Annotated in this window: 25 protein-coding genes and 1 pseudogene; 10 read left to right on the plus strand and 16 right to left on the minus strand. The window is 53.0% G+C overall.

Features of this window, described 5'->3' with window-relative positions; translation table 11 throughout:
• Positions 1 to 25: 25 nt before the first annotated feature.
• Positions 26 to 1,276 carry an L-methionine/branched-chain amino acid transporter gene (gene yjeH, locus GQR96_RS01850; RefSeq protein ID WP_004206408.1) on the minus strand — a complete coding sequence of 417 codons (1,251 nt, stop codon included), beginning with the start codon at positions 1,274 to 1,276 and terminating at the stop codon, positions 26 to 28.
• Between the two features lie 233 nt (positions 1,277 to 1,509).
• On the opposite strand from yjeH, the gene GQR96_RS01855 reads away from it, so the two are divergent.
• The 3 genes from GQR96_RS01855 to GQR96_RS01865 all read left to right on the plus strand — a co-directional run bounded on the left by GQR96_RS01855 (position 1,510) and on the right by GQR96_RS01865 (position 4,099).
• On the plus strand, positions 1,510 to 1,803 hold the full coding sequence (locus tag GQR96_RS01855; RefSeq protein WP_004152420.1) for a co-chaperone GroES: 294 nt from the start codon (positions 1,510 to 1,512) through the stop codon (positions 1,801 to 1,803).
• A gap of 37 nt (positions 1,804 to 1,840) precedes the next feature.
• Positions 1,841 to 3,487 (plus strand): chaperonin GroEL, encoded by a 1,647-nt coding sequence (gene groL, locus GQR96_RS01860; protein ID WP_002885441.1) that lies wholly within the window; start codon positions 1,841 to 1,843, stop codon positions 3,485 to 3,487.
• A gap of 258 nt (positions 3,488 to 3,745) precedes the next feature.
• Entirely contained in the window at positions 3,746 to 4,099 is a 354-nt protein-coding gene (locus GQR96_RS01865) for a DUF4156 domain-containing protein (protein WP_004206410.1), read from the plus strand.
• A 54-nt stretch (positions 4,100 to 4,153) separates the two neighbouring features.
• On the opposite strand, the gene yjeJ is transcribed toward GQR96_RS01865, so the two are convergent.
• The 8 genes from yjeJ to GQR96_RS01905 all read right to left on the minus strand — a co-directional run bounded on the left by yjeJ (position 4,154) and on the right by GQR96_RS01905 (position 14,147).
• Positions 4,154 to 5,017 carry a YjeJ family protein gene (gene yjeJ, locus GQR96_RS01870; RefSeq protein WP_044525175.1) on the minus strand — a complete coding sequence of 288 codons (864 nt, stop codon included), beginning with the start codon at positions 5,015 to 5,017 and terminating at the stop codon, positions 4,154 to 4,156.
• A gap of 14 nt (positions 5,018 to 5,031) precedes the next feature.
• Entirely contained in the window at positions 5,032 to 7,155 is a 2,124-nt protein-coding gene (locus tag GQR96_RS01875; RefSeq protein ID WP_043519268.1) for a peptidase domain-containing ABC transporter, read from the minus strand.
• Complete coding sequence (locus GQR96_RS01880) at positions 7,148 to 8,434, minus strand: HlyD family secretion protein (protein ID WP_023291696.1); 1,287 nt, start codon at positions 8,432 to 8,434, stop codon at positions 7,148 to 7,150. The genes GQR96_RS01875 and GQR96_RS01880 overlap by 8 nt, the downstream gene beginning before the upstream one ends.
• A 102-nt stretch (positions 8,435 to 8,536) precedes the next feature.
• Positions 8,537 to 8,887, minus strand: coding sequence for a hypothetical protein (locus tag GQR96_RS01885; protein WP_043519271.1), 351 nt, complete (start codon positions 8,885 to 8,887; stop codon positions 8,537 to 8,539).
• A 336-nt stretch (positions 8,888 to 9,223) separates the two neighbouring features.
• Entirely contained in the window at positions 9,224 to 10,240 is a 1,017-nt protein-coding gene (locus GQR96_RS01890; protein WP_043519272.1) for a fimbrial protein, read from the minus strand.
• Positions 10,241 to 10,262: 22 nt separating this feature from the next.
• Positions 10,263 to 12,806 carry a fimbria/pilus outer membrane usher protein gene (locus GQR96_RS01895; protein ID WP_069734323.1) on the minus strand — a complete coding sequence of 848 codons (2,544 nt, stop codon included), beginning with the start codon at positions 12,804 to 12,806 and terminating at the stop codon, positions 10,263 to 10,265.
• A 35-nt stretch (positions 12,807 to 12,841) separates the two neighbouring features.
• A complete protein-coding gene (locus tag GQR96_RS01900) occupies positions 12,842 to 13,528 on the minus strand; it encodes a fimbrial biogenesis chaperone (protein WP_004206417.1) in 687 nt (228 codons plus the stop codon).
• 58 nt (positions 13,529 to 13,586) lie between these two features.
• The gene (locus GQR96_RS01905; protein WP_004206418.1) at positions 13,587 to 14,147 is read right to left on the minus strand and encodes a fimbrial protein; all 561 of its coding nucleotides are present in this window, start codon (positions 14,145 to 14,147) and stop codon (positions 13,587 to 13,589) included.
• Positions 14,148 to 14,623: 476 nt separating this feature from the next.
• On the opposite strand from GQR96_RS01905, the gene GQR96_RS01910 reads away from it, so the two are divergent.
• Positions 14,624 to 15,268, plus strand: a complete 645-nt coding sequence (locus tag GQR96_RS01910) for a winged helix-turn-helix domain-containing protein (protein ID WP_043519376.1) — start codon at positions 14,624 to 14,626, stop codon at positions 15,266 to 15,268.
• Positions 15,269 to 15,397: 129 nt separating this feature from the next.
• On the opposite strand, the gene epmB is transcribed toward GQR96_RS01910, so the two are convergent.
• Positions 15,398 to 16,426, minus strand: a complete 1,029-nt coding sequence (epmB, locus tag GQR96_RS01915) for an EF-P beta-lysylation protein EpmB (protein ID WP_004206420.1) — start codon at positions 16,424 to 16,426, stop codon at positions 15,398 to 15,400.
• Positions 16,427 to 16,467: 41 nt separating this feature from the next.
• Between epmB and efp the strand changes: the two genes are divergently transcribed.
• The 4 genes from efp (at position 16,468) to sugE (ending at position 18,004) form a co-directional block, all read left to right on the plus strand.
• Positions 16,468 to 17,034 (plus strand): elongation factor P, encoded by a 567-nt coding sequence (gene efp, locus GQR96_RS01920; protein ID WP_004206421.1) that lies wholly within the window; start codon positions 16,468 to 16,470, stop codon positions 17,032 to 17,034.
• 73 nt (positions 17,035 to 17,107) lie between these two features.
• Positions 17,108 to 17,239 (plus strand): entericidin A/B family lipoprotein, encoded by a 132-nt coding sequence (locus GQR96_RS01925; RefSeq protein ID WP_004206422.1) that lies wholly within the window; start codon positions 17,108 to 17,110, stop codon positions 17,237 to 17,239.
• Positions 17,240 to 17,396: 157 nt separating this feature from the next.
• Positions 17,397 to 17,543, plus strand: coding sequence for a lipoprotein toxin entericidin B (ecnB, locus tag GQR96_RS01930; protein WP_004206423.1), 147 nt, complete (start codon positions 17,397 to 17,399; stop codon positions 17,541 to 17,543).
• Between the two features lie 143 nt (positions 17,544 to 17,686).
• Positions 17,687 to 18,004: a quaternary ammonium compound efflux SMR transporter SugE gene (gene sugE, locus GQR96_RS01935; protein WP_004206425.1), complete on the plus strand. Its 318-nt coding sequence runs from the start codon at positions 17,687 to 17,689 to the stop codon at positions 18,002 to 18,004.
• Here sugE and GQR96_RS01940 read toward each other — a convergent pair.
• The 5 genes from GQR96_RS01940 to frdA form a co-directional block, all read right to left on the minus strand.
• On the minus strand, positions 18,001 to 18,534 hold the full coding sequence (locus GQR96_RS01940) for a lipocalin family protein (protein WP_004206426.1): 534 nt from the start codon (positions 18,532 to 18,534) through the stop codon (positions 18,001 to 18,003). The genes sugE and GQR96_RS01940 overlap by 4 nt on opposite strands.
• A gap of 113 nt (positions 18,535 to 18,647) precedes the next feature.
• The gene (gene frdD, locus GQR96_RS01945) at positions 18,648 to 19,007 is read right to left on the minus strand and encodes a fumarate reductase subunit FrdD (RefSeq protein WP_002885526.1); all 360 of its coding nucleotides are present in this window, start codon (positions 19,005 to 19,007) and stop codon (positions 18,648 to 18,650) included.
• A 10-nt stretch (positions 19,008 to 19,017) separates the two neighbouring features.
• Positions 19,018 to 19,413 (minus strand): fumarate reductase subunit FrdC, encoded by a 396-nt coding sequence (frdC, locus tag GQR96_RS01950; RefSeq protein WP_002885530.1) that lies wholly within the window; start codon positions 19,411 to 19,413, stop codon positions 19,018 to 19,020.
• A 10-nt stretch (positions 19,414 to 19,423) separates the two neighbouring features.
• The gene (frdB, locus tag GQR96_RS01955; protein ID WP_004177729.1) at positions 19,424 to 20,158 is read right to left on the minus strand and encodes a fumarate reductase iron-sulfur protein; all 735 of its coding nucleotides are present in this window, start codon (positions 20,156 to 20,158) and stop codon (positions 19,424 to 19,426) included.
• Positions 20,151 to 21,941, minus strand: coding sequence for a fumarate reductase (quinol) flavoprotein subunit (frdA, locus tag GQR96_RS01960; protein ID WP_017900930.1), 1,791 nt, complete (start codon positions 21,939 to 21,941; stop codon positions 20,151 to 20,153). Before frdA ends, frdB begins: the two co-directional genes overlap by 8 nt.
• A gap of 274 nt (positions 21,942 to 22,215) precedes the next feature.
• On the opposite strand from frdA, the gene epmA reads away from it, so the two are divergent.
• Positions 22,216 to 23,193 (plus strand): elongation factor P--(R)-beta-lysine ligase, encoded by a 978-nt coding sequence (epmA, locus tag GQR96_RS01965; RefSeq protein ID WP_004206428.1) that lies wholly within the window; start codon positions 22,216 to 22,218, stop codon positions 23,191 to 23,193.
• 149 nt (positions 23,194 to 23,342) lie between these two features.
• Positions 23,343 to 23,549: pseudogene (locus GQR96_RS01970) on the plus strand (glutamate/gamma-aminobutyrate family transporter YjeM); the annotation flags it as partial.
• A gap of 37 nt (positions 23,550 to 23,586) precedes the next feature.
• Here the strand turns inward: GQR96_RS01970 and mscM are convergent.
• Positions 23,587 to 26,916 carry a miniconductance mechanosensitive channel MscM gene (gene mscM, locus GQR96_RS01975; RefSeq protein WP_023319553.1) on the minus strand — a complete coding sequence of 1,110 codons (3,330 nt, stop codon included), beginning with the start codon at positions 26,914 to 26,916 and terminating at the stop codon, positions 23,587 to 23,589.
• Positions 26,917 to 26,921: the final 5 nt, after the last annotated feature.

A 26,921-nucleotide genomic window follows, 5' to 3' on the forward strand; every position in this document is an offset into this window, starting at 1 on the left:
CGACCGGGCCGCTTTCTTATTGCGCCTATACGCTGCCTGTCGCCAGCTTGCGTCTCGGTAAAAACAACCACAGCGCCGCCAGCATCACCAGCGCGTACAAACTCTTCCAGCCGACCATCGCCAGCAGCAGCAGACAGAGAATGCTGCCCACCGCCGCCAGCAGCCGATAGCGCCCGCGCAGCAAACGACAGCCCGCCAGCATGCACAGCAGATAGATCATGATGAAAATGCCGTTGGCATAGACGATCAGCGCGTCCAGATTGATATCGAGAAAATAGATACACAGGGTGCTGACCACGCAGGAGCCCAGCACGGCGTTGAGGGCGTTGCGCGGGATCTGCCGCGGCGACAGCCTCGCGAGGTAGCTCTGCGGCTTATGCTGCGCCTGCGACCAGACCAGGCGGGCGAAGCTCTGAATATAGATGTTAAGGCTGGCGAAACAGGCGAGATAGCCGATGACGCAGGCCACCCACAGCGCTTCGACGCCGAACAGGCGGACCACGATATTCGGCAAAGACGCGGCCGCCGCCATCTCCTCGCCAAACGCGTGGAAGTGCAACACCAGCACGGTACAGGCCCAGTAGACCGAGCCGGCAAGCAGCAGGCCTATCATCAGCGCGCGGGGAAAATCGCGCTCGGGATGTTTAAACTCCGAGGCGAGATGGGCAAAGGCTTCCAGCCCGACAAAGCACCAGAACATCACCGACAGCGCGGAGAAGAGCTGGCCGCGGTCGATCGCCGCCGGGGCGGGGAAGGGGATTTGCGCCGGGCTTATTCCGCCGCGCCACCAGACGGCGACGATCAGCGCGACAATCAGCACGGCAACCAGGGTCTGCAGGTTGGCGCTGGAGCTGGCGCCGCGTGAACCGACCCACCAGACGATGGCCAGGGTACCTAGCTCCGCCAGCAACAGCTGCGCATCATGCCAGCCGAACAGCGCCTGGCCGAAGCCAGTGGCGATGTGCAGCGCGGCGGGGAGCCCGACCGGGATAACCGATAAAAATAACCAGCCGGTGACGCTAGCCAGACGTGGGCCAAAGGCCATATCGACAAAGTGGGCCACGCCGCCCGCGCTGGGGAAATGGCGGCCCAGCAGGGCGAAGACGATGGCAATCGGAAAAACAAGGAGGATGAGCAACGGCCATGCCCACAGGCTGTTATCGCCAGCGACCAGCGCCGCAAGCGCCGGGACGGCGAAAACGCCAGTGCCCAGCAGTGAGGTGGAAAGCAACCCGACTCCCTGTCCCAGCCCTAACTCCTGTTTTAAACCACTCATGATTCCATCCTGCGCCAGTAAAAAGAAAGAGAGTATCACAATCGCTTTTCCTTATGACCGGTTGCCCGGTGACGCCGCTTTTTGCGTGCCAGCGCAAAGGTAAAAATTTTTTTTTAATTTTGCCCTTGAAGCCGGAAATGGCCATCCCCATCTCTCTCTGCACTAGCCGGTAAACCGCGTTCGGCCCGGCGTCACCCATAACTGATAATGACTTTCTCGAAGGAGAGCTATCAATGAGTATTCGTCCGTTACATGATCGTGTGATCGTCAAACGTAAAGAAGTTGAAACCAAATCTGCGGGCGGCATCGTTCTGACCGGTTCTGCAGCAGCTAAGTCAACGCGTGGCGAAATCATCGCTGTCGGTAAAGGCCGCATCCTGGAAAACGGGACCGTGCAGCCGCTGGACGTTAAAGTTGGTGACATCGTGATTTTCAACGATGGCTACGGCGTGAAGACTGAAAAGATTGACAACGAAGAAGTGCTGATCATGTCCGAAAGCGACATCCTGGCAATTGTTGAAGCTTAATTCGCACGACCCTGAACGAATTTGAGGAATATAAGAAATGGCAGCAAAAGACGTAAAATTCGGTAACGACGCTCGTGTAAAAATGCTGCGCGGCGTAAACGTACTGGCAGATGCAGTTAAAGTGACCCTGGGCCCGAAAGGCCGTAACGTGGTTCTGGACAAATCCTTCGGCGCGCCGACCATCACCAAAGATGGCGTTTCCGTTGCTCGTGAAATCGAACTGGAAGACAAGTTTGAAAACATGGGCGCGCAGATGGTGAAAGAAGTTGCCTCTAAAGCGAACGACGCGGCAGGCGACGGTACCACCACCGCAACCGTGCTGGCGCAGGCCATTGTGAACGAAGGCCTGAAAGCTGTTGCTGCAGGCATGAACCCGATGGATCTGAAACGCGGTATCGATAAAGCGGTTCTGGCTGCAGTAGAAGAGCTGAAAGCGCTGTCTGTTCCGTGCTCTGACTCCAAAGCTATCGCTCAGGTAGGTACCATCTCCGCTAACTCTGACGAAACCGTCGGTAAACTGATCGCGGAAGCGATGGACAAAGTCGGTAAAGAAGGCGTGATCACCGTTGAAGACGGTACCGGTCTGGAAGACGAACTGGACGTGGTTGAAGGTATGCAGTTCGACCGTGGCTACCTGTCCCCGTACTTCATCAACAAGCCGGACACCGGCGCCGTTGAGCTGGAAAGCCCGTTCATCCTGCTGGCTGACAAAAAAATCTCCAACATCCGCGAAATGCTGCCGGTTCTGGAAGCTGTAGCGAAAGCGGGCAAACCGCTGGTTATCATCGCTGAAGACGTTGAAGGCGAAGCGCTGGCGACCCTGGTGGTTAACACCATGCGCGGCATCGTTAAAGTGGCTGCGGTGAAAGCGCCGGGCTTCGGCGACCGTCGTAAAGCCATGCTGCAGGATATCGCTACTCTGACCGGAGGTACCGTTATCTCTGAAGAGATCGGTATGGAGCTGGAAAAAGCAACTCTGGAAGACCTGGGCCAGGCGAAACGCGTGGTTATCAATAAAGACACCACCACCATCATCGATGGCGTTGGCGAAGAGTCCGCAATCCAGGGCCGTGTTGCTCAGATCCGTAAGCAGATCGAAGAAGCAACCTCCGACTATGACCGTGAAAAACTGCAGGAACGTGTCGCTAAACTGGCTGGCGGCGTGGCAGTAATCAAAGTCGGTGCAGCTACCGAAGTTGAAATGAAAGAGAAAAAAGCACGCGTCGACGACGCCCTGCACGCAACCCGTGCTGCGGTTGAAGAAGGCGTGGTGGCTGGCGGCGGCGTAGCGCTGGTTCGCGTTGCTGCGAAACTCGCTGGCCTGACCGGTCAGAACGAAGATCAGAACGTCGGTATCAAAGTTGCGCTGCGCGCAATGGAAGCGCCGCTGCGTCAGATCGTGTCCAACGCCGGTGAAGAGCCGTCTGTTGTCGCGAACAACGTGAAAGCAGGCGACGGTAACTACGGTTACAACGCGGCAACTGAAGAATACGGCAACATGATCGACTTCGGTATCCTGGACCCAACCAAAGTAACCCGTTCTGCACTGCAGTACGCGGCTTCCGTGGCTGGCCTGATGATCACCACCGAGTGCATGGTGACCGACCTGCCGAAAGGCGACGCGCCTGATTTAGGTGCTGCTGGCGGCATGGGCGGCATGGGCGGTATGGGCGGCATGATGTAATCGTGCGCTATACAGCATAAAAAAGCAGAAACCCCTGGCCAGCAATGGCTGGGGGTTTTTCTTTTGGTGCGCTTTTTAGTATAAGGCTTATACATAAAATCATTTAAGCTGTATCAGAGCGGCAAGCACCTTCGTATCGGAAGCGACTGACAAGCGCGACCGGGTAAGGAATGAAAGCGGCTCATGCCGACGCAGTTTGAAGGATGACAGGTTTACATCCGGGCCAGTGCGTCCAGCTCATCGATCATGGGGAATAACATGCAGGTAAAATATTTAGCAGGGATTGCCGGCGCAGCCTTACTGTTAGCAGGTTGCAGTTCCAGCAATGAATTAACCTCTGCCGGCCAGAATGTGCGTTTTGTACAGGAGAAGCCGGGCGCAGAGTGTCAGCTGTTAGGGACCGCGACGGGTAAACAGAGTAACTGGCTCTCCGGCCAGAATGGCGATGAGGGTGGCTCCATGCGCGGTGCGGCTAACGCCCTGCGTAACCAGGCGGCAGCCATGGGCGGCAACGTGATTTATGGCGTCAGCAGCCCGACGCAAAATCTGTTGTCGAGCTTTGTGCCCACCGACAGCGAGATGAACGGCCAGGTATATAAGTGCCCGAACTGATGCGCGATGCCTCTCTCTGCGAGCGTAGAGAGAGGCGTGACCGGTAGAAGAGGGTCAGGCGTTAAGCTCCGCTTTCTTCTCCAGATAGAAGGCATGCAGGGGACGCAGACACTCTTCCAGGCTGAGCATTCTTCCTGGCTGGGAAGGAATAATGGTACTGAAGATTTGGCATGGCGCCAGCGCCGTGTGCATCGCCTTAAGCTTGGGGCTTTTCTCAATAAGGCGTACTACCACGCTGTTTTCCATTTCAGATAAATGTGGCGCACTGGTTTTTACCACCGCTCCGGAGACAATTTTCTTGCCTTCGTCCGTCTCGCAGCAATAGAGCACGCCCAGATAATGGGAAAACAGGTTTAGCTTCCATTCTTCCTGGGGATACTGCTGGTAATCAATATTCGGCTGAGTAGTTAAGTCGACGCTGTAGCACATTAAAAAATCCATATTTGAACTTAAATACTGGATAAGTTCCTGATCGCCGACTGTTTTTAATGCCTGTTGAATACCGATTATCAGGGCTTCAACCTGTCGGTCATCAATAGTTAACGTCTTAATTTGCTCATCCTGAAATACCAGGATCAGCGTTGACTGCGTTTCGCCAGGTTTAAGCGTAATAGACATTATACGCCGCTCAGGAGAAGGCTGTTGTATTTCAGCCATTTCTACCGTGGGGATATGGGTTACGAGTGTTTCGTTATAAGCGATAATCTCATCTTTGTAAGCCTCGCCTTTATTTTCAAGTCGCTGAAAAATTAAGGCCATTCTACTTTGCAATATCAGAAGCAGGTCGGATAATACGGGTGCCTGAAGATAGAAAATCTCACAGGTATCATTCGCTTTCTTGACCTTAAGTAACAGCGCCAGGAAACGCTCTTCAAAAGTAATTCCTGCAGTATTAAAACCAATAAACGTTCCTTGCATAATCTTCTCCTTTATTAAGCGGTAGCCATCGACTTCGATTGTGAGAGGTCAATAACGCGATCGGCTGATGCAATGGTTGATGGCCGGTGCGCGACAATAATTCGGGTGATACTTAACGCTGAAATCGACTGATTGATGACCGACTCATTTCTGAGATCCAGGTGACTAGTTGCTTCATCCATAAACAGAATACTCGGTTTACGGTACAAAGCACGAGCGATCAGGATACGCTGCTTTTGACCGCCGGAAATGCCCAGCCCCAGTTCGCCGACAATGGTTTCGTATCCCATCGCCATCTTCATGATTTCATCATGGATGTTGCAATGTTTGGCACATTCCATTACGAATTCCAAATCGGGGTTATCATCAAAACCACTGATATTATCGATAAGTGAACCTGAAAAGAGACGATCCTCCTGAAGTACGCAGGCGATACCGAGACGATAGTTATTTAAACCAATTTTTTGAATCTCCAGATTATCCGCCAGTATTTCGCCGGAGTCAGGTGAAAGCAAACCGCACATGACTTTCAACAGAGTGGTTTTGCCAACGCCAGATGGGCCAATTAGCGCGACAGACTCGCCTGGGGCAACCGTTATATTCAGATTGGTAAAAATGGGTTGTGAAAAAGGATCGTATTGATAACTCAGGTTCCTGACTTCAAGTTTCACGCCGGTGTTTGCTGTAAACACACGTCGGGATGGAAGTTCTTTTTCCGGTTCGCTAAAGGCGATTTCAGATAGACGTTCATTATGAAGCGAGAGCATACGAAGCTGCATCACCAAATCAATGAGATTCGATGCACGTTGAGAAAACTGGCCTCGATAAGCATTAAATGCCATAAACATACCGAGCGTCATCTCATTATCAATTACCATAATGGCACCCAACCACAGTACCACCACCTGATCGATAGAGGTGATAAAGGTATTAATCCCACCAAACATCATATCAAAGCGAGTTTGCTTAATACCTGCGTTACTGGCATCAACGTTAAGATTCAGCCAATGCTGCGAGCGACGTTCTTTTAAATTTAATGCTTTGATCGTGGAAATGCCATAAAGTGATTCCATAAAGTGAGAGTTAGCACGCGCCCCTTTAACGACCTGCTCTTCCGTTACGCGCCGATAAAAACTATAGGTAGCGAAGCGCATAATCGCATAGCAGGCGGTAAAGCCAATGACGACCCAGACTAACCAGCCGCCATATAATGTCAGCATGACTAACAAACCGATCGTCATTATCGAATCGATGATGCCAGTGACGATACTGTTGGTAAAAATTGAACGAATGGTATCCAGAGACGAGAAACGAGACTGGATATCACCTAAGTGTCTTTTCTCGAAAAAAGATAATGGCAAACTTGCCAAATGATCGAATAGCGTTGTTTTCCATTGAATGTTTGTCAACGTATTCAACGTCAACGACGTCCATGCTCGGAGCATGCTAATAAACGTGCGGAATAGCGTAAAAAATATTAAACCAATACAAATAACAGAGAGTAAACTTTCATCGTGCGCCATAATGACATGGTCAGTTACTAACTGTGTACCAATAGGCAACAGGAGGCCAATCGCTTCTACCACAACAGAGAAAGCAAAGATCTTAATCAGCGCCGATTTTAAACCAACAATTTTATGCATTAAATCCAGGAGTCGTAAACGGGATTTCGCCTCCTCTTGTTGGAAGTTATGGTCAGGCCAGAGTTCAAGCGCAACGCCGGTAAAATTATTTGACATCTCACTGATGCCAATGATTCGTTTACCCAGCGCGGGATCGTGAATCACAAATCCGTTTTTCTTTACTTTTGTAAGAACTACATAGTGGTTCATTCCCCAGTGGATGATGCAGGGAAGCTTAAGCTGTTTTATTTCATCGAGGTCGAGCGCTAGCGCACGGTTTTTTAAACCAGCCTGCTCGGCTGTTTTGCTTAGAGACAGCAGTGAGGAGCCCTGTGAGGGGCTACCGAATCGTTGACGAAAATTAAATAAATCGATATTTAACCCATAATAACCACAGACCATCGCCAGACAGGCAACTCCACATTCCGATGATTCTGACTGTAGAATAACAGGCGTTTTGTTAACCAGAGAAAAATTTAGTTTTGCAACAATGGTTTTGAACAATTCGTTAGTCATGGATTGGCCCAGTAATGCTTTGAGTTATCTTATACACAGGGGTAAACATCCACATATAAAGTGGGCGCTCTTCGAGAAATACAACGGCTTGAGCCTTCAGTCCATTCGAAAGCGAAAGCGTTTTACCATTGTAATTAAAGGTTTTGTTTTCAATTTTGACAATGGTTTTATAGAGTGCCAGTTCCTGCTGGTTCGTTCCATTATTAACATTAGTGTATTCAGACAGTTCCTGTCGGGATGTCGGGACCGAAGATATTGAAAGTATTTTCCCCGGGAATTGCCCAAATTTATCGGATGGGAAAGCATCATAGCGGATGTTAATGACATCACCCGGTTTGACATAAGGTATGCTATTATTAGGTAACCATAAAATAAGATAATATTCTATATCACCAGTGGGTTTGATTTGCGCTAAACTGCTGCCTTTGTCGACCATTTGTCCTTTTGTTACAGCCAGCGATTCAATGCGTCCTTCTGTGGTTGCTTTAATAATGACATTACCATTGGCATTTGATTCAACCAACTGGTTTTTGTAATCATTAATCTGGTTTTCCTGAGATGATATTTGGTTGTCAAAATCTGCCGTTTTTGTGATTTTATCGCTATTTAACTGGGTTACCTGGGATTCCAGTTGCATTTTCTGACTGACCAAAGACTGATAGGTGCTCTGTTGTTGAAAGTATAATGAATGCTGATAGTTATACTGATCTTTAGTGATAAGGCCATCACGAAGATATTTATCGTAACTGGAAAGATTATCATGCATTTTCTTTAAACCAGTCTGCGCATTAACCAGCATGCGGTTAGTTTCTTTTAACGAATCATTGATGGTTTTTAGCTGTTTATCTAAAGATAATCGGGTTTCTTCTTTATTATGAGAAAGTTTGGTGATGATATCTTCAGCGTTCGCAATCTTTTCATTAATGACTTCTATTTGCGCCGTACTGACGTTGCCTGTTGTTGTATTTCGGGAGATGTCAATTTCATATAAAGACTGTCCTTTGGCGACAAGGTCACCGACTTTTGCATATTGGGAAATAACAAACCCTTGCTGTGGCGCATAAACATTGACAGAATGAGGTAAAGTAATAACTTCCCCGCGAACATCAATGCGTTGGGTAAAGGTACAAAATATTGTGGTGGTTATTAGAATGGCTAAAAAGGCAAAAGAAAGTAATGCAATAAGCCATGCCGGAAGCCCTGCTAGCAGCAACGCCTTTCCTTTCCAGTGATGCTTTTTGTATTCGATCGCTTCCTTGCGATAGATTTTTCTTAACATAATTATCACTTACATAATGAAATGAAAAGGCCCGATATTTCAGGCCCTATTTACTTAGTAAAGAATGTCAACAAAACGTTGAGCAAACAGCTGAGGCGTAAATTAATTGCTCCAGAAGTTTAATGTGCCATCATAAACGGCATCCATTACACCTGTTGCATAATGCAGCGTCATATCCCAGCCAACGATACCCGCAGCAATACCAAAGCAGACGCCACCGAGAATAACCCCGGCAATCATTCCTACACCCTGGCCAATCGAGCCGATACCAAAGATACCGCCGCTTACGCCGCCCCAACGTCCAGCGTAACCTGTACCAAAAATCGCCCCCAGAGAGGCGCCCAGAGCGATGGCGCCTACTTCTTTAGCAGCCCAGGTCATAATATCGGTAAGAGTATCAGTCAGCGCGCCGCCAGAAATCTCTTCCATTTCAAATACAGTTAATTGATGCATGATTAGTCCTTTAACTAAAATTAAAATTATATGTTCATTCCAGACCGGAAGTTGGTCCGCAGAGAAGATAGTCGTTGCTGTAGTATGAATCAACTCAACTTAATGTGAATTGTTGATGAAATTTCAGATTCATTCTGAATCTAATCTAATCTAATTATTTTATAGATTCACAAAGCAATATTAATTTTAGCAAGTTAAATTAAGCTATTATTATGGACGTGACTCAAATTGTAGTGCATTACTTTCATCCGTATATATCATAATGCTTTTGATTATGTATGGAAGAATAAAAAAGGTGGATATCATTATCCACCTTTTATGAGATTATGGTTCTCTTTATTCTTCCTGAACTACTACCTCAAGTATCGCTTTTACATGCCCGGCCGAGACTTCAGCGCTGTTGTCGCTCATTCGGTAATAATCGGCGGTAAAGTTAATTTTTTGCGATGCTTGAGCGCTGGCAATACTGTAGGTCTCTGCGTCATAAAATATAACGGGACTATTGTCTTTTTTGAAGATAATGCCAACGTTACTTGCTGCTCCGCCTCCTGTTAGCAGATTATCGATGATGCCATTCCCCGCAGGACTGGTGCCACTAACTGGGTTAAACCAATAGTAAAGTTTATTACCAATTGAACCCGCTGGGCATGAAACGTCCATTGTGATAGTTTTCTGTGATGGGGTTGTGCCACCCCGAGGGATTGACATTAATGTATTTTTTTCAATTGTATTTAAGGTGATTTGGCTCGGTCCAGACACAGAAATATCACAGGAGGTCGCCTTATAAGAAATACTCTTGAACTTCAGAGACGCAGTCATTAACAGACGATCTGACGCCCTGGGGTTGGTGCTTAAGTTACCCGCTGAGAATTTAAATACCGGATTGGTACTGACGCCGGATGTATCAATGACAGGTTTTGTTTTTATTAACCATACTGTCATAAATCTGTAGTCATCATTCGACTTTAAAATTGGCACAATCGTAGATTGTGCCACTGCGGGTTTAATTGAACCATGCTTGCTGTCCAGAATATCTGAAAACTGAAAACCAATACCATCAATCCCCGTTTCATAGACCGGTTTTCCCATTATACCCGTGACACCAGAGACCTCGGGTGCGGATGAGGTAATGATATACTGATCACCCATTATCTTGCTGCATTCAAAGGTTTTATAGTGTCCGGTACCAACTTTTTTGGTATACAAAACTGTACCAACGGGTATTGTTGGATCCGTTGCGATTTTAGGACTTAAGTTAAATACTGCTTGCCCATCGGAACCATCATAATCGCATTTGGCAGCTGCTTCACAACAACATAATAATATAGATAGAAAAATCAGTGTTTTTCTCATTCTTTATTGTCCTTGGTCAATATTAGCGACAAATTGTTTCGATTTGACTGATGCCAGCCGCTTTGCCTTCCCTGGCCGGTAAAGTAAAGGAAGCATTGCACTGCTGCGCCGCGCTTTTGCCCCATTGCACGTTAAGTATTCCGGTTTGCTGCAGGCCGGACATATAGACCATCCCGGCGTCGCTGACGATGCCTGGCTGTGCCTGGCTGCTCCCGGCGAGTAACACCATCGCACCATAAGGTACGTCCTGGCCGCTGGCCGTTTTCAGATGGATAAATGCGCGCTGGCCGATATTACCGGCATAATTGGCCCGCACGATGGCGCCGCGTGTCGGAACGACGCTCTGCGTGGTTTCCGGAAGCTCCATATCTTCGCCAAGCGAAGTACTATCGAGGGTGATATCGGTGCGACGATAAGGCGTGACATAAGGTACGATGGCGTAACCACGATAGTCGGTGGTGATGGTGTTATCGTTGGCCAGCTTGACGTTATCCAAACCTGGGGCCTTAACCAGTACGGCGGCATCGGTGATGTCCTGACCAAGCGTGACCCCATCGGCATGAGCGACAATGCTGCCGTTGGCGCCATAGTCTATACGCTCGCTACCGCGATCGTAGCTGTAACCGGCATTGACGCTGCCGCGAGCACCGTTATAGGTTGCGCGCATATCGCCGCTGTAGTATTCCCGGTTGCTGTATCCTTGCTGCAGGCTCCACTCCAGGCTGTCGTTATCCAGCGCGTTACCACCGATGGAGACCGACTGATCGGTAGACCCCGGATTACTGTTGGTTAACTGATAACTGGTATAGGTGCCCGGTAGCCAGTTGCTCAGCGGCAGCGTGACGGTCAGCGAGATACGCTGATCGTCCTGGGCGTCTTTCCCGGAGTTATTCCCGCTCCAGGTATAGCGGTTATAGCTGTACCCGAGGTAATAGTTTACATTGCGGAAGCCACCGTTGTACCCCACGCTGATCGACTTGTTGGTGCGCTTATCGTCCCAGTAATCTTCAATCAATCCACTGATAGACAGACTGCCGAGGCCTTTACCCAGGCTTTGATTCAGCGTCAGATTGGTGCGGTTGCGCAGCGAGCGAGGAGTATACTTGCCATCATTAGAATAGCTATCTAACACTTCAGAGAGGGTATTAAATCCGCGGGTGGAATAGCGGTAGCCAGCGATAGTCACGTTTGTACCGGTTTCGATAATATTTTTCCCGTAACGGACACGCCATGACTGCCCAGAGGTCTTTTCGTCGTCTTTCATTTTTGACCAGGCCTGGGTGACGTCTGCCGAGGCGGCGCCAAGCTCGCCGAGGTTATAGCCGAGGCCTGTTGACAGGGCCTGATAGCGCGATGCGGCCTGCACCCCGCCATAAAGCGTCAGGCTACTTGAGACACCGTAGGTCGCGGTAGCTTGCGTAAAGGGCGTTTCATCGACCCCGCCGTCGTAAGGACGATATTTACCAGACGTAATTTCATATTCCAGCTGATCTTCACGGACCATCACCGGCAGCGTAGCGAACGGTACGACGAACTCCTGCTTAGAACCGTCGGACTCTTCCACGGTGACGTAAAGGTCGCCGCTACCGCCGCTCGGGTACATATCGGTGATTTCAAACGCGCCAGGCGCCACGTAGGTCTGGTATACCTGGTAGCCGTTTTGTTTAATGAAGACACGGGCGTTGGTTTTGGCGATACCACGGATAATCGGCGCATAGCCGCGCATACTTTCCGGCAACATTGATGTATCGGTGGCCAGTTGAATACCGGTAAACGGTACACTGTCAAAGATGCCTGAGAGTGACGAGCTCTCACCCATCACCAGGTTACTGTTGATGGGACGAATGCTGCGCTGCATGTAGAGATAGGCTGAGTCCCAATCACCCGCATCGCCGTTGTTTTTATTCCAGGTGCTGAGGTTACGGATACGCCATGGGCCAACGTTGAGGCCAGACTGCAGGTTCAGGCTGTAGTATTCGTCATTGGCCTGCATGTCGTTTGAGCCGCTGAACTGATAGTTCACCAGCAGGGCGTTGATGCCGTCATCAAACTGATCCGGTGGAATATATCCCTGCGCGGTGGTAGATAGTGCCGCCTGCGGAATGGATATATTCAAGCGCTGGACGGTAAAGTCGAAATCCGCTTTGGTATCCGGGATGACTGAAAGATTGGCGCAGCCGTTTTTATCCTCGACCAGTTCGGGAAAGGCTTTAACCCGTACGCCATACTCTGCCAATGTTTTCAGGCTCAAACAGGGCACCAGGGCGGGCTCTCGATTATTCCCAGTGGCACGGCTATTCGCAACAAACTTCATTGTCCTGGTATCCAGATAGCGACCATTAAACATGATATCTACCCGATAATCCCCTGGCGCCTGTGCGTTCTGCGTCTGGAAAATAGATAAGTCGGGAGTGGTTGATGGATCGCTACCATTCAATGAGCTAATGAATGAGGGATCGAAAAAGTCACGTGCTTGCGCTTTATTATTCAAACCAGAAAGCAATGCCGGAAGCATTGCGAGGAAGACCGCGGATAGTTTGAATAATCCATTATTCTTATTTGGCATAGACACATCCCTATAATGATAAAATAAAATTCTTATTACAGCGATGAGGAATAGAGCGATCCTGCTCCGCCATAATCATTAACTACTTTCCAGTTGACGCTGGAGGCATTGATATTTTCTTTTAATGTCACTTCTTTGGTCGTCATTGGAGCGACCGAGTTGACTTCCGGCTTCACTTCTTTGCTACCAATCTGAACACTATGGAAATAGAAGAAAAACGGTGTCGGATTTTTAATCGTCAGTTTTGTGCCTGATTTCCGCCATTCGAGTTTTTTGGCTTCAATGTTTGGAGAAAGGTCGAAAAGTGCTTTTGGACGATAGACCAGACGCATGCGGTGGCGGACCGCCAGTTGAATAGTATTGGCGTTGGCTTTCTCATCGTCCGCCGGCGGGATGGCCATCACGTTAAAATAGTATATGGATTCCCGGTCGTTCGGGGCATTGACGTTTCCGGTAGAAAATAGACGCACGGTATTCTGCTGCTTACCCTCAAGGCGGAATAACGGAGGTGTAGCCATAAAAGAGGGCGTTTTCCCTGCCGGCGCTTCAACCCAGGATTTAATCAGATAAGGGATGTCATCTTTATTTTCGATTTGCGCGGTGATTTCACGCGCACCTTCTTTATAGAGGTAGCGGGTGGACTCAATCACAATACCAGCATGGGCAATACTACTGAGGAGTAATGCACAGGATGCGGTGATATTTAATAAGTTCCTGAACATGGTTTTTCTCTGAATGCGAAAAAGGGCCCGCCGTGAAGCGGAGCCCTTCGGGGAAAAATTAGAGGGTATAATCGATAGTAAAGGTCGCAACACCTTTAACCGGACCTTCGGTAACCGGAGTCGCGGAGTTCACTTTCACATAACCAGTGGTGTACTTCAGCTGAGTGCCGCCAGCTGCAGTGTAGCTTTCGGTCATGAGGTCAGAACCGTCGAAACCTACGCGGTGTGCATCACGTACGCGCTGGATACCGATACCAATGCCGGTAGCGCCGCCAGGTGCGGTGTTGTCCAGGATGTTAGCGTTGCTGGAGGCACCGGTCACATTGACGGTTACAGCAGTAACCGGAGTGGCGCTACCCTGTGCGCAGTCTTTCACGTCAAAACCGAAGTCCTGAGTTTTAAACAGAGCACCAGCCGCTTCAGCATTCGCTTCGGTAGTGGTCACGGTCATCAGCTGAACGATACCGTTGTTCAGGGTACCCGTCGGAGTCACGACGCAAGAGTTAGCTGCATCAGAGACTTCACCCAGTACAGTTACCTGAGCGGTGTTGGTTGCCATTACCTGAGCACTCAGAACTGCAGAAGCAGCGACCATTACAGCTACGATTGTCTTTTTCATTTAATTAATCCATATATAGATACTTAGTCCTGTGTAGAATCGATAACAGTTATCATGGGAATGGAATATGCATTCCTATTGATATTGAAAATAAGCGCCAGCATTCCTTATATAGTGCTGAAACCTACCCTCCTGTGAACGACGCTACAATATCACTTGCCATAGCGAACCATGGAGAAGCGGGGGTAATTTAAAAGTCTGGTGCAAAAAATGCTTGTGAATTCTTGATGAAGCACACGTGAATTTAATAATGACCTTTTCTAATGAGATATTGAGTTAGGTTGAGATAAATTTAATCTGAAAATGTGGCTTTTAAACAAGATAACTATCGCTTGTCATTTTTTATGCGGTATCCTCAAAGCTGAAGTTCAATGTGAACTGACCCCGCTTCTGTCTGAAGCGATAATGTTCACGCCATGGTTTGGCTGGGATTATTTATTTTTGTTATGGATAATAGGGTTGCGTGGGGCAAGGATATGGATGATATTGCATTATTTAATGGCTGTATAATTAATCAGGAAATTATATTTAATGCCAATATGAATGAGCTGCGACCGCTTGCCGGGAATGGGGAGAGCATCAGCCTCAATGCGCCTACCGCCAGATGCTTGCTGCTGCTATTGCAGAATTGCGGCAAAGTGATTTCTCGGGATGAATTTCTGGCGGCTGTATGGGAAACACGGGGTGTGGTAGTTTCGCAAAATACATTTTATCAAAATATCTCTTTGTTGAGAAAATCGCTGCTCAAAGCCGGACTATCTGAGGATATCATTATCACCGTCAGACAAAAAGGCTTTAGCGTCGCCCCGGATACTTTAGTTATCCCGCTCTCGGATGAAGAGTGCGAGAATATGAATCGGGAAAGATTAACGCATTTTCACAGTAGTAAAACTGCTGATGTCATTTTCAATGATACGGGGAAAATTGACCATAAATTAAGTCTTCCACTACCAGTGAATTTAGCAATCCAGGAGAATGATAGGCGGGAAAATAGCGTGAAGGTGGCAGAGAAACTATCGGAACGATTACATATAACCTTTAAAGTTCCCACCTGGTTAATCGCGCTGATTGTCGTGATGATAGTTATCAATGTTATCGTACTGATCGTGTTACATCGATAATACGCCGCCGCTGGGGTTTATATCGAGAAGGTAACGGTAAAGTGGATTGCCGAGTATGTTAGTCCCAACCTGGCTGTGTATTCATATTAAGATGTCTGCCAGCACGACCTGGCAGACAAGGGAGGGGAGCTAACGCTGCTTCAGTCCTAAATCCAGCGGCGTCTTGCTGGGTTCGCCGCCGATCTCTCGCGCCAGCTTCGGCACCATATAGCCGGAGATGAGGGTCAACAGTTCACGCATGATTTCACGGGCTTCATCATCGCTGACCATAAAGTGTGCCGCCCCTTGTACCCGGTCCAGCACGTGCAGGTAGTAGGGCATTACCCCGGCATTGAACAGCGCATTGCTGAGATCGGCCAGGGTTTGCGCGTTATCGTTCACCCCGCGCAGCAGTACGCTCTGGTTAAGCAGCGTGACGCCCGCCTGACGCAGCATGGCCATCGCCGCGCGAAACTCGCCGTCAATTTCATTAGCGTGGTTGACGTGGTTAACCAGGATCACCTGCAGCGACGAACGGTGGAAGCGGCTGGCCAGCATCTCGGTGATGCGCGCCGGGATCACGATCGGCAAGCGGCTGTGAATACGCAGACGCTTAACGTGCGGAATGGCTTCCAGCTGGGTCATTAGCCAGTCAAGCTCATGGTCCTTCGCCATCAACGGGTCGCCGCCGGAGAAGATGATTTCATCAAGCTGCGGATGCTCAGCGATATAGTTCATTGCCGTCTGCCAGTTGCGCCTGGTGCCCTGATTTTCGGCATAAGGGAAGTGGCGGCGGAAGCAGTAACGGCAATTGACCGCGCAACCGCCTTTCACCAACAGCAGGGCCCGGTTGCGATATTTGTGCAACAGGCCGGGCACGACGCTGTGCTGTTCTTCCAGCGGATCGGTGGAGTAGCCGGGGGCGACGATAAACTCCTCTTCGGCGGTAAGTACCTGACGAAGCAGCGGATCGTCAGGGTTGCCTTTCTCCATTCGGGCAATAAACGCGCGCGGGACTCGCAGCGGGAACAGGCGTCTGGCCTCATGTCCGGCCAGCAGTTTTTCATCAGCGTCTACATTTAAAAGACGCAGCAGTTCATCAGGACTGGTCACAACATTGGCAAGTTGCGTTATCCAATCTTCTCTGGATGGGGTATTTAGGGTTACAATATGCGCCATTTTGTGGCTTAGCTACCAGTTAAACAATTTCAGAGGGCCTTATGGCGACTTACTATAGCAACGATTTTCGTGCTGGTCTTAAAATCATGTTAGATGGCGAACCTTATGCGGTAGAAGCCAGCGAATTCGTTAAACCAGGTAAAGGTCAGGCGTTTGCGCGCGTTAAGCTGCGCCGTCTGCTGACCGGCACCCGCGTTGAGAAAACCTTCAAATCTACTGATTCTGCAGAAGGCGCGGACGTTGTCGATATGAACCTGACTTACCTGTATAACGACGGTGAGTTCTGGCACTTCATGAACAACGAAACCTTCGAACAGCTGTCTGCTGACGCGAAAGCGATCGGTGACAATGCCAAATGGCTGCTGGATCAGGCTGAGTGCATCGTGACCCTGTGGAACGGCCAGCCGATCGCGGTCACCCCGCCGAACTTCGTTGAGCTGGAAATCGTTGAAACCGACCCAGGTCTGAAAGGCGACACCGCGGGTACCGGTGGTAAACCAGCGACCCTGTCTACTGGCGCTGTGGTTAAAGTGCCGCTGTTCGTCCAGATTGGCGAAGTGATCAAAGTGGATACTCGCTCTGGCGAATACGTATCCCGCGTGAAGTAATTTCACGTCATGATGACTGGCGCAGCCTCTGTGCTGCGCCGCTCTTTCTGTACTGGCACGACGAGCACGACACATGAAGCGCAGCGTAAAACTCCTGGCGTTACTGTTTCTGAGCAGCGCACTGCTGTCTGGCTGCAATACCGCCCGCGGTTTCGGTGAAGATATTCAGGGCCTGGGCCACGCCATCTCTCGCGCTGTAAGCTGACTTCCTTCCGTTTCGCCTGCCGCGCTCGCCTTCCGGTGCGCCTGCTTCCTTCACGAATACTCCTTTTCTCTTAAAAAACGCAAAGATCCCTTCATCTGTGGACGGTTTGTCTATGCTTATAGGGCATGAAAACAAAACTGACACTAAGGATGACATTATGGTGAAAAAAACGATTGCAGCGTTCTTTACGGTTTTGGTCCTCTCTTCAGCACTGACCGCTTGTAACACCACGCGCGGTGTGGGTCAGGATATTTCAGAGGGCGGCAGCGCAATCTCTGGCGCAGCAACCAAAGCTCAGCAATAACAGCCTTCGACGGTACGGTTTTGCGCCGTACCGTTCTTCACTTCCCCCATTCTGTTGGATATACTCACTACGACTTTTCATCCACCTTACGGGACGACCCGTAAGCGTTTCTCATCCGGGGACGGCCCCAGCAAAGGAGCCTTATGTCCTGGATAGTCTTATTTATCGCTGGCCTGCTGGAAGTGGTGTGGGCCGTCGGCCTGAAATATACCCATGGCTTTAGCCGCCTGGTTCCCAGCGTCATCACCATCGTCGCGATGGTCGTCAGCATGGCGCTGCTTTCATGGGCGATGAAAACCCTGCCGGTGGGTACCGCTTACGCCGTCTGGACGGGGATCGGCGCCGTGGGCGCCGCTGTGACCGGTATCGTACTGTTAGGTGAATCCGCCAGCGCTATGCGTATCGCCAGTCTTGTCTGCATCGTGGTCGGCATCATTGGCCTGAAGATCAGCGCGCACTAGTTGTAGCGCTGATTGACCCAGACCAGTTTGCTGATATCAAAACCCTGCCGGGTGGCAATATCCAGCATCTGCTGCCTGACTTCCGGGGCGATGGTGGGGGCTCGCGCCAGTAGCCAGAGATAGTCGCGGTCGGGGCCGCAGACCAGCGCGTACCGATACTCCTTATCCAGCGCAATGACGTTATAGCTGCCATAGAAGGGGCCGAAGAAGGAGATCTTCAGCGCGGCGCGGCTGGGTTCGCCGGTAAAATACGCCACCCCGTCCGTTTTCTGCCACATGCCGCGGTCGGGGTTATAGCCTTTATTGACCACGTCCAGACCGCCGTCATCGCGCGGCTGCCAGGCGATCGTGACCTTTTCAAGCCCGCTTTCAAAAGGATGGTCGAAGCGGGCGATTTCGTACCAGGTACCCAGATAGCGCTGAACGTCGAAGGGGGTGACCACGGTGACGCCTGGCGGCGGGGCAGGGGTGCTGCAGGCGACAGACAGGAACGAGACGGCGACCGCGGTGATTATCGGCAGGATACGCATGGTATGCTCCTTGCTGGCTTTTAAGCTAAGTGTAGAGTCCGGCAGGGCAAAGGCGGCAAGATTTTTCTATGAAGCGAGCCCGGTAGCAGAATTGCTGCCGGGCTCTTGCAGGATCAGATAAACAGTACGCCAACCAGAGTAATGACGCTGAGGATCGCCGCCAGACCGTAGAAGACCCATTTGCCGTTTGGCACATGGATTTTCAGGTCGTGCATGGCGTGGTGAATACGATGCAGCCCACACCACAGCGGCAGGACAATCATCAGAAAGATGAACGCGCGGCCGATAAAGCTTTGGGCAAAGGCCAGCACGCGCTCATAGCTGAAGGCGTCGGCGGGGGCGAGCCCCAGCGGCAGCAAAATGCCCACCAGCAGCACCATCACCGGCGCGACAATCGCGCCCCACATGCCGCCAGCGCCAAACAGCCCCCAGAAAACGGGTTCATCGGAACGTTTCGGATTGGGATTAATCATCTCAGCCTCCTTACCAGAACAGGGCGACAAACAGGATCACCACGGTGACCACCGCCGTCACCACCCAGAGACCTTTAATCACCGGCTCTGGCCCCATTTTTTCGCCTTTGATGATGACGTTGGCGGCTTTCGGCGCCAGCTCGAACCAGGTTTTGGTGTGCAGCAGCGCCGCCGCCAGGGTGATCAGATTGAGGATCACCACCACTGGATTTTGCAGGAATCCGATATATCCCGCCCAGCTTTCGGCGCCGTGCTTGAGGGCAAACAGCCCGTAAATCAGCACAATGCTAAACCAGACCGTCGGTACCGCCGTGCCTTCCCGCACCATGTAGAAGCGATAAAACGGCAGCTTTTTCCACCAGGTGGAGGTCATCGGCCGCACGTAGGGTTTGCGTTTCGTCGTCATAATGCACTCCTTAGCGTGGTTTCAGGGTGGCGATAAGAAAGTCTTTCGAACTTTCCACCTTGCCCTGCTGGATCGCGGCCGCCGGGTCGACGTGCTTCGGACACACTTCCGAGCAGTAGCCCACGAAAGTACAGGTCCAGACGCCGTTCTGGCCGTTAAGCTGCGCCATGCGTTCCTTTTTGCCGTGGTCGCGGCTGTCTTCGTTATAGCGGTGGGCGAGGGTGATCGCCGCCGGGCCGATAAACTCCGGATTCAGGCCGAACTGCGGACAGGCGGCATAGCACAGTCCGCAGTTGATACAGCCGGAGAACTGATGGTATTTGGCCATCTGGGCCGGCGTCTGCTTGTTTGGTCCCTGGTCCGGGGTGCGGTTATTGCCGATGATGTACGGCTTAATGGCCTCCAGACTTTCGATAAAGTGGGTCATATCCACCACCAGATCGCGCTCGATCGGGAAGTTGGCCAGCGCTTCAACCTTGATGCCTTTGGTGTAATCCCGCAGGAAGGTTTTACAGGCCAGCTTCGGTACCTTATTGACCATCATGCCGCAGGAGCCACAGATCGCCATCCGGCAGGACCAGCGGTAGCTCAGGTCGGGCGCCAGGTTGTCTTTAATGTAGCCCAGCGCGTCCAGCAGCGAGGTCTGCTCATCGTAAGGCACGTCATAGAACGCGCTGTGCGGTGCCGTGTCGACCTCCGGGTTGTAACGCACCACTTCGACTTTCAGGTTTTTCATCTCAGCCATGGGTGGTCTCCTTCTTCTCAGCCGCTTCCGCCTCAGCGCCATAAACACGTTTCGCCGGCGGCAGCGTGGTGATCTTCACATCGCCATATTCCAGGCGGGTGGTGCCATCAGCCTCGCGGAAGGCGAGCGTATGTTTGAGGAAGTTGACGTCGTCGCGTTCGGTACAGCCTTCATCCAGACGCTGGTGCGCACCGCGCGATTCTTTACGGGCGATGGCCGAGTGCGCCATACATTCGGCAACGTTTAAACCGTGTCCCAGCTCAATGGTGTAAAGCAGATCGGTGTTGAATACGCTGGAGTTGTCGGTAATGCGCACGCGCTTAAAGCGCTCCTGCAGCTCAGCCAGCTTGTCGATAGTTTTCTGCATCAGCTCTGGCGTCCGGTAGATGCCGCAGCCTTCCTCCATCGAGAGCCCCATTTCGTCGCGGATTTTCGCCCAGTTTTCGTTACCCTCCTGGTTGACGAGATCTTTCAGACGACGCTCCACATCGGCAGCTTGCGCATCGAGGGCGGAGCCGTTCATTTCGCCCGCTTGTGCGGCGCGCCGCATGGCCTGTTCCCCGGCCAGGCGGCCGAAGACCACCAGCTCGGCCAGCGAGTTGGAGCCCAGGCGGTTGGCGCCGTGCAGACCAACGGACGAGCATTCGCCCACGGCAAACAGCCCTTTGATGCGGGTTTCGCACTGTTGATCGGTTTCGATGCCGCCCATGGTGTAGTGCGCGGTCGGGCGTACCGGAATCGGTTCTTTCACCGGGTCGACGCCGACGTAGGCTTTCGCCAGCTCACAGATAAACGGCAGGCGCTCCAGCAGCTTTTTCTCGCCGAGGTGGCGCAGATCGAGGTAGACCACGTCGCCGCGCGGCGTGGGAATGGTGTTCCCTTTCCGCCACTCGTGCCAGAAGGCCTGGGACACTTTGTCGCGCGGGCCCAGCTCCATATATTTGTTCTTCGGTTCGCCGAGCGGGGTTTCCGGGCCCATGCCGTAATCCTGCAGATAGCGATAGCCGTTTTTGTTGACCAGAATCCCGCCTTCACCGCGGCAGCCTTCGGTCATCAGGATCCCGGAACCCGGCAGACCGGTCGGGTGATACTGAACGAACTCCATATCGCGCAGCGGCACGCCGTGGCCCAGCGCCATACCCATCCCGTCACCGGTAACGATGCCGCCGTTGGTGTTGTAGCGATAGACGCGTCCGGCGCCGCCGGTGGCCAGCACCACCGCGTTGGCGCGGATCTGCACCAGCGTGCCTTCCATCATATTCATCGCCACCAGGCCGCGGGCCTGGCCGTCATCGACCAGCAGATCAAGGACGAAATGTTCATCAAAGCGTTGAATTTGGGGAAACTGAAGGGAGGTCTGGAAGAGGGTATGCAGCATGTGGAAGCCGGTTTTATCGGCGGCAAACCAGGTACGTTCGATCTTCATGCCACCGAAGCGCCGGACGTTAACGCTGCCGTCAGGGCGGCGGCTCCACGGGCATCCCCACTGTTCCAGTTGGGTCATTTCCGTCGGGCAGTGGTGAACGAAATAGTCGACGACATCCTGCTCGCACAGCCAGTCGCCTCCGGCGACGGTGTCGTGAAAATGGTACTCAAAGCTATCGTGATCCTGGGCAACGGCTGCGGACCCCCCTTCTGCAGCGACCGTATGGCTGCGCATCGGATAGACTTTTGAAATCAGGGCGATTTTGGCATTGGGGTTGGCCTGGGCGGCGGCGATAGCGGCGCGAAGGCCTGCCCCGCCGGCGCCAATTACGGCGAGATCGGCTTGAAAAGTGTGCACGACATTCCTCCAGTTTTAGTGTATTTCGCCGCCGGGCTGGCGAAAAAGTATCACTGCTCCTTTATAGGTACAGGAGTATAGCCGTAGGGTCAGTATGGAAAATTGACGTGTTCGATTTTTTTATCGATATGTGCGGTTATTTATCAGTGATATTTATGCATTTAGGTTAACGATAGATTAATGGCATGTAATCTGCCGGGGATTGCACAAAATTTGTTTCACTCGCCGGTTGCGAGTAGACTTCGTGCCCTTGTTTGCAATCGGAGAAAGTACCATGAGCGAGACGGCAACCTGGCAGCCGAGCGCACCCATTCCCAATCTGTTGAAACGCGCGGCGGTGATGGCGGAAATCCGCCGGTTCTTTACCGATCGCGGCGTGCTGGAGGTGGAGACGCCTTGCATGAGTCAGGCGACGGTAACGGATATCCATTTGTTCCCGTTTGAAACCCGTTTCGTCGGCCCGGGCCACTCACAGGGACTCAATCTGTACCTGATGACCAGTCCGGAATACCATATGAAGCGCCTGCTGGCGGCGGGCTGCGGCCCGGTTTTCCAGCTTTGCCGCAGCTTCCGTAATGAAGAGATGGGGCGGCATCACAATCCGGAATTCACCATGCTGGAGTGGTATCGTCCGTGCTATGACATGTATCGTCTGATCAACGAGGTGGACGATCTGCTGCAGCAGGTGCTGGAGTGCCAGCCGGCGGAAAGCCTCTCCTATCAGCAGGCGTTCCAGCGTCATCTGGATATTGACCCGCTCTCTGCCGATAAAGCGCAGCTGCGCGAAGTCGCGGCGAAGCTGGATCTGAGCAATATCGCCGATACTGAAGAAGATCGCGACACGCTGCTGCAACTGCTGTTCACCATGGGCGTGGAGCCGCACATCGGCAAAGATCGGCCGACGTTCATTTATCATTTCCCGGCGACTCAGGCCTCTTTAGCGCAGATCAGCCCGGAAGATCATCGGGTCGCTGAGCGCTTCGAGGTCTATTACAAAGGAATTGAGCTGGCGAATGGTTTCCACGAGCTGACCGACGCCCATGAGCAGCGCCTGCGCTTTGAGCAGGACAATCGCAAGCGTGCCGCGCGCGGTCTCCCGCAGCAGCCCATCGATAACAACCTGCTGGCGGCGCTGGAGGCGGGGCTGCCGGACTGCTCCGGCGTGGCACTGGGCGTTGATCGCGTGGTGATGCTGGCGCTGGGCGCTGAAAGCATCGGTGAGGTGATCGCCTTTACGGTCGACCGCGCCTGATGGCGCTGTCACCTCCTGCCGCCTGTGGGCGGGGGAGGTGACAGGTCTGCCCTGATCCCCCCTCCCTCATGCTATCCCGGCTTTCGCCCGAATATCCACAATCTCCTTCGGTGCTTTTGCTACTATCCGCGCTCGTTTTATGAGGCCAGGCGACGCTGTTGGCGACCGGCGTGGTGTTGCTGATGGTGACCTTCGCCAATATCTTCACCATCATTCAGCCGGTCATCGACAGCGGGGACTGGAGCAGCACGCTGTGGATGGTCGGCGGGCCGATCTTCTTCTCGCTGCTGGCGTTGGCCATTTACGAAAGCTACCGTCGGCGCCTGGCGTCCGGTGTGCTGGTAATGGAGAGCTAGAAAGCCTGCCCGGCGCCGCCGCCGGGCAGGGTATGGCCTACAGGCTGCCAGCCGTACGTCGGCTGGTTTTCCCGGCCGAGGTCATGGTTTTACTGCTTTGCCTGCCGTCAATACTTTCCAGACGCATCTGGAACGGAGGGAACGGCATATCAATGCCATGCTCGCGGAAGCCCGCCAGGATCAGCTGATGCATCTCATGGCGCAGCGGCATGCGGTGCCCCATCTCGGCGGCAAAAATACGCAGCTCGAAAATCTGGATCCCCTGCTGCAGGTCGACGAGAAACGCCTCCGGCGCCGGGGTATCGATGACCAGCGAGCAGCGATGCGCCGCGGCGATGAGAATTTTCGTGACCTCTTCGGTATCGGCGTCCACAGGCGCCGGCACCGTCAGCACCACGCGGGTGACCGAGTCCGACAGCGACCAGTTGATAAACTGCTCGGTGATGAACGCTTTGTTCGGCACGATAATCTCTTTCCGGTCCCAGTCGCTGATGGTGGTGGCGCGGGTATTGATGCGGGTGACGCTGCCCGTGAGATCGCGGATGGTGACCGTATCGCCGATGCGGATCGGTTTCTCAAACAGAATAATCAGGCCGGAGATAAAGTTAGCGAAGATCTCCTGCAGGCCAAACCCGAGACCCACACCCAGCGCGGCGACCAGCCACTGCAGCTTCGACCACTCAATGCCGATCATCGAGAAGCCCACCAGTCCACCGACCAGCATCAGCAGATACTTGGTGATGGTGGTGATGGCGTAGCCGGTGCCGGGCGTTAAATCGAGGTGCTGGAGGATCGCCAGCTCCAGCAGCGCCGGCAGGTTGCGCACCAGCTGAGTGGTGATGATCAGCACCAGAATGGCAATCAGCACCGCGCCAAGGGTGATGGGCTCGAGGCTTTCCACTCCTTGTACCGTTGAGGTAACGTCCCACAGCGAGATATTCTCAAGGAAGCCAAACGCCGAGTGAATTTCCGACCACAGCACGATGACCGACAGCAGCGCGATCAGCATCAGCAGGGAACGCACAAGGCGCAGCGACTGGGTACTGATGGCATCGAGATCGACCTCGCTGACCTCCGTCTCCACCGACCCTTCCGGGCTGCTGACGTGAACAGGCTCATCTTCGCCGCGGGCGCGCTGGGCGAGAATTTCCGCGCGACGATGGCGGGCCCGGTCGAAGGCCAGCCGGCGGCGCTGGATCAGCATCCAGCGGCGGATGATGTGATAGACCACCAGCAGCAGGAACCAGATGGCGACGGAAGTTTCCAGACGCGCCAGCAGCGCCTGGGCGGTGGCGAGATAACCGACGGCCGCCGCCAGCATGGCCACCAGCGGCGCGCCAAGCATCAGGTTCCACAGCAGGCGGTTCACCATATTGTCGCCATTCCCCTCTTTATCCAGATAGAGCGGGATACCGGCGTGCTTAAGACTCAGCGTGACCACCGCCAGCGCGCCGCAGATCAGCAGGAAGCACAGGCGGCCCAGCGAAGCGGAGAACTCGCGGTCGTTAAGATTATCGAACATGATCAGCGCCATAATCAGCGGCACAATCAGCCCGATGCTCATCAGGTAGTAGCGCATCGCTTTCGCCACTCGGCTACGCGGCCAGCCGAAGTGGGCGATAAACAGTCCGTTTGGCCGGGCGAAGGTGGCGCAGATCATCACCACCCACAACAGAGGCACCGTCGCGGTGACCCCATCGCCAATCGCCACCGCCAGCGGGAATGGCCAGGCGGACTGCAGACCATAGCCGAGCGTCATCCATAGCACCGGCAGCGGCGAAGCCACCAGTATCGACCAGAAGACCGTACGCAGCGTCAGCCAGAAGTGATCCTGGGTGACTTTCCCCACCCGAGCGCTGGAGCGCTCAAGGAAGCGGGTGAAATGGCGCCGCGAGCTGATGCTGAAGCCAACCAGCAGCAGGGCGGCAAACAGCGGTAGCAGGGTCTCTTTGCTGGTGAGCATCATCGCGCTGGCTTTACCCAGTTCGCTGATGGTATCCAGGGAGATCAGGCGCCGCAGATCCTGGACGATTTCCAGCGGCCAGGAGAAGCCGATGGGGCTGACGTCCGAAGTCCAGAACAGATAGCGGTGGGTGGCTTCGTTGATCTCCTTCAGCGCGTCTTCCAGCTGGCCGTTGGCGACCTTCAGCTTAGTGAGCTCCAGCATCAGGGTATCGCCGCCGCGCAGCAGCGAGTTCAACAGCTCGTTCTGCGTGCGCAGCTGCGCCTGCAGGATCTTGTTCTGCTCGCTGGTCAGCGGTTCGCCGTCGGCCTGGCGGATCTGCCGCAGCTGCGGCTGCTTACTGAGTAAATCCTCAAAGCGCAGACGCTGCACGCGCAGCTGCGCCATCTCCGTATCCAGCTGCTGCGGGCGAGGGCGCTCCGGCAGCCGCGCCACCTGGGCGCGCAGGGCTTCGCCCAGCAGATTAGAGGAGCCCAGCCACTGCGACTGCTCGCGCAGGGTGTTTAACGCCTGGCGCACCTGCAGCGTTTGATTCGTCGCCTGCCGCTGCTGGGACGCCACCAGATCCATACGCTGCGCCTGCTGGTTCAGCGCCTGGGAGAGTTCGCGGTTGACTTTAAACTGGGCGGTGATGTCCGGCGGCAGGTTTTCACTGTTCTCCGCCAGCAGTTCGGTACTCTCCAGTGCTTTTTCCGCCTCACGCTGGCGCTGGCTGTTCTGCAGATTACGCAGCGCCTGCAGATAGGCATCCAGCTGCTCGCTCTGCTTTTGCGCCAGTTCAGAACGGGCGCGCGACAGCTCCTGGCGGTTATTGGCGGAGAGCTGGGCGAGGTCGAGTTCATCCACCAGCGCCTTCAGGCGCGCCGATTCCGCCTGCAGGGCAAGATTTTGCGCCTGGGCGAGAGCATTGTTGCCGGTTTGCGTGCCGATGCGGCGCTCAACCTCATTGAGCTGACGCCGGGCGTCGGTTTGCTGCTGCGGCAGCTGGTTCAGGGAGTCGGCGATTTCACGCGCGCGATCCTGCTCCTGTTGCGCCTGACGGCTTGACTCCAGCAGCTGGCTGCTGACCTGGAGGATCTCCTGGTTCAGCGCATCGGCGGTCAGGCCGACTGGCACCTGGCGCGGCTCTTCGCTCAGATTGTTGAGCTGGGCGCGCAGGCTTTGAAACAGTTTGGGGAAATTGTCGATAACGTCCTGATACTGACGGGCGCGCTCGAGGGACGATTTTTGTTCCTCAAGCGCGTTCAGCGCGGACTGCAGAACTTCAACGGTTTCAGGCTGGGCGGGCTTTGCCGCCTTCGCCTGTTCCAGTTCCTGGGTTATCTGTTTAGCATCCGGGGCTGTCGCAGCGTACGCCCCGAAACTGAGGCTCAAGGCCAACAGGAAAGTGTATATCAGGCGCACGGCAT

Source organism: Klebsiella sp. PCX (assembly GCF_021869705.1).
Taxonomy (GTDB): Bacteria; Pseudomonadota; Gammaproteobacteria; order Enterobacterales; family Enterobacteriaceae; genus Klebsiella; species Klebsiella quasipneumoniae.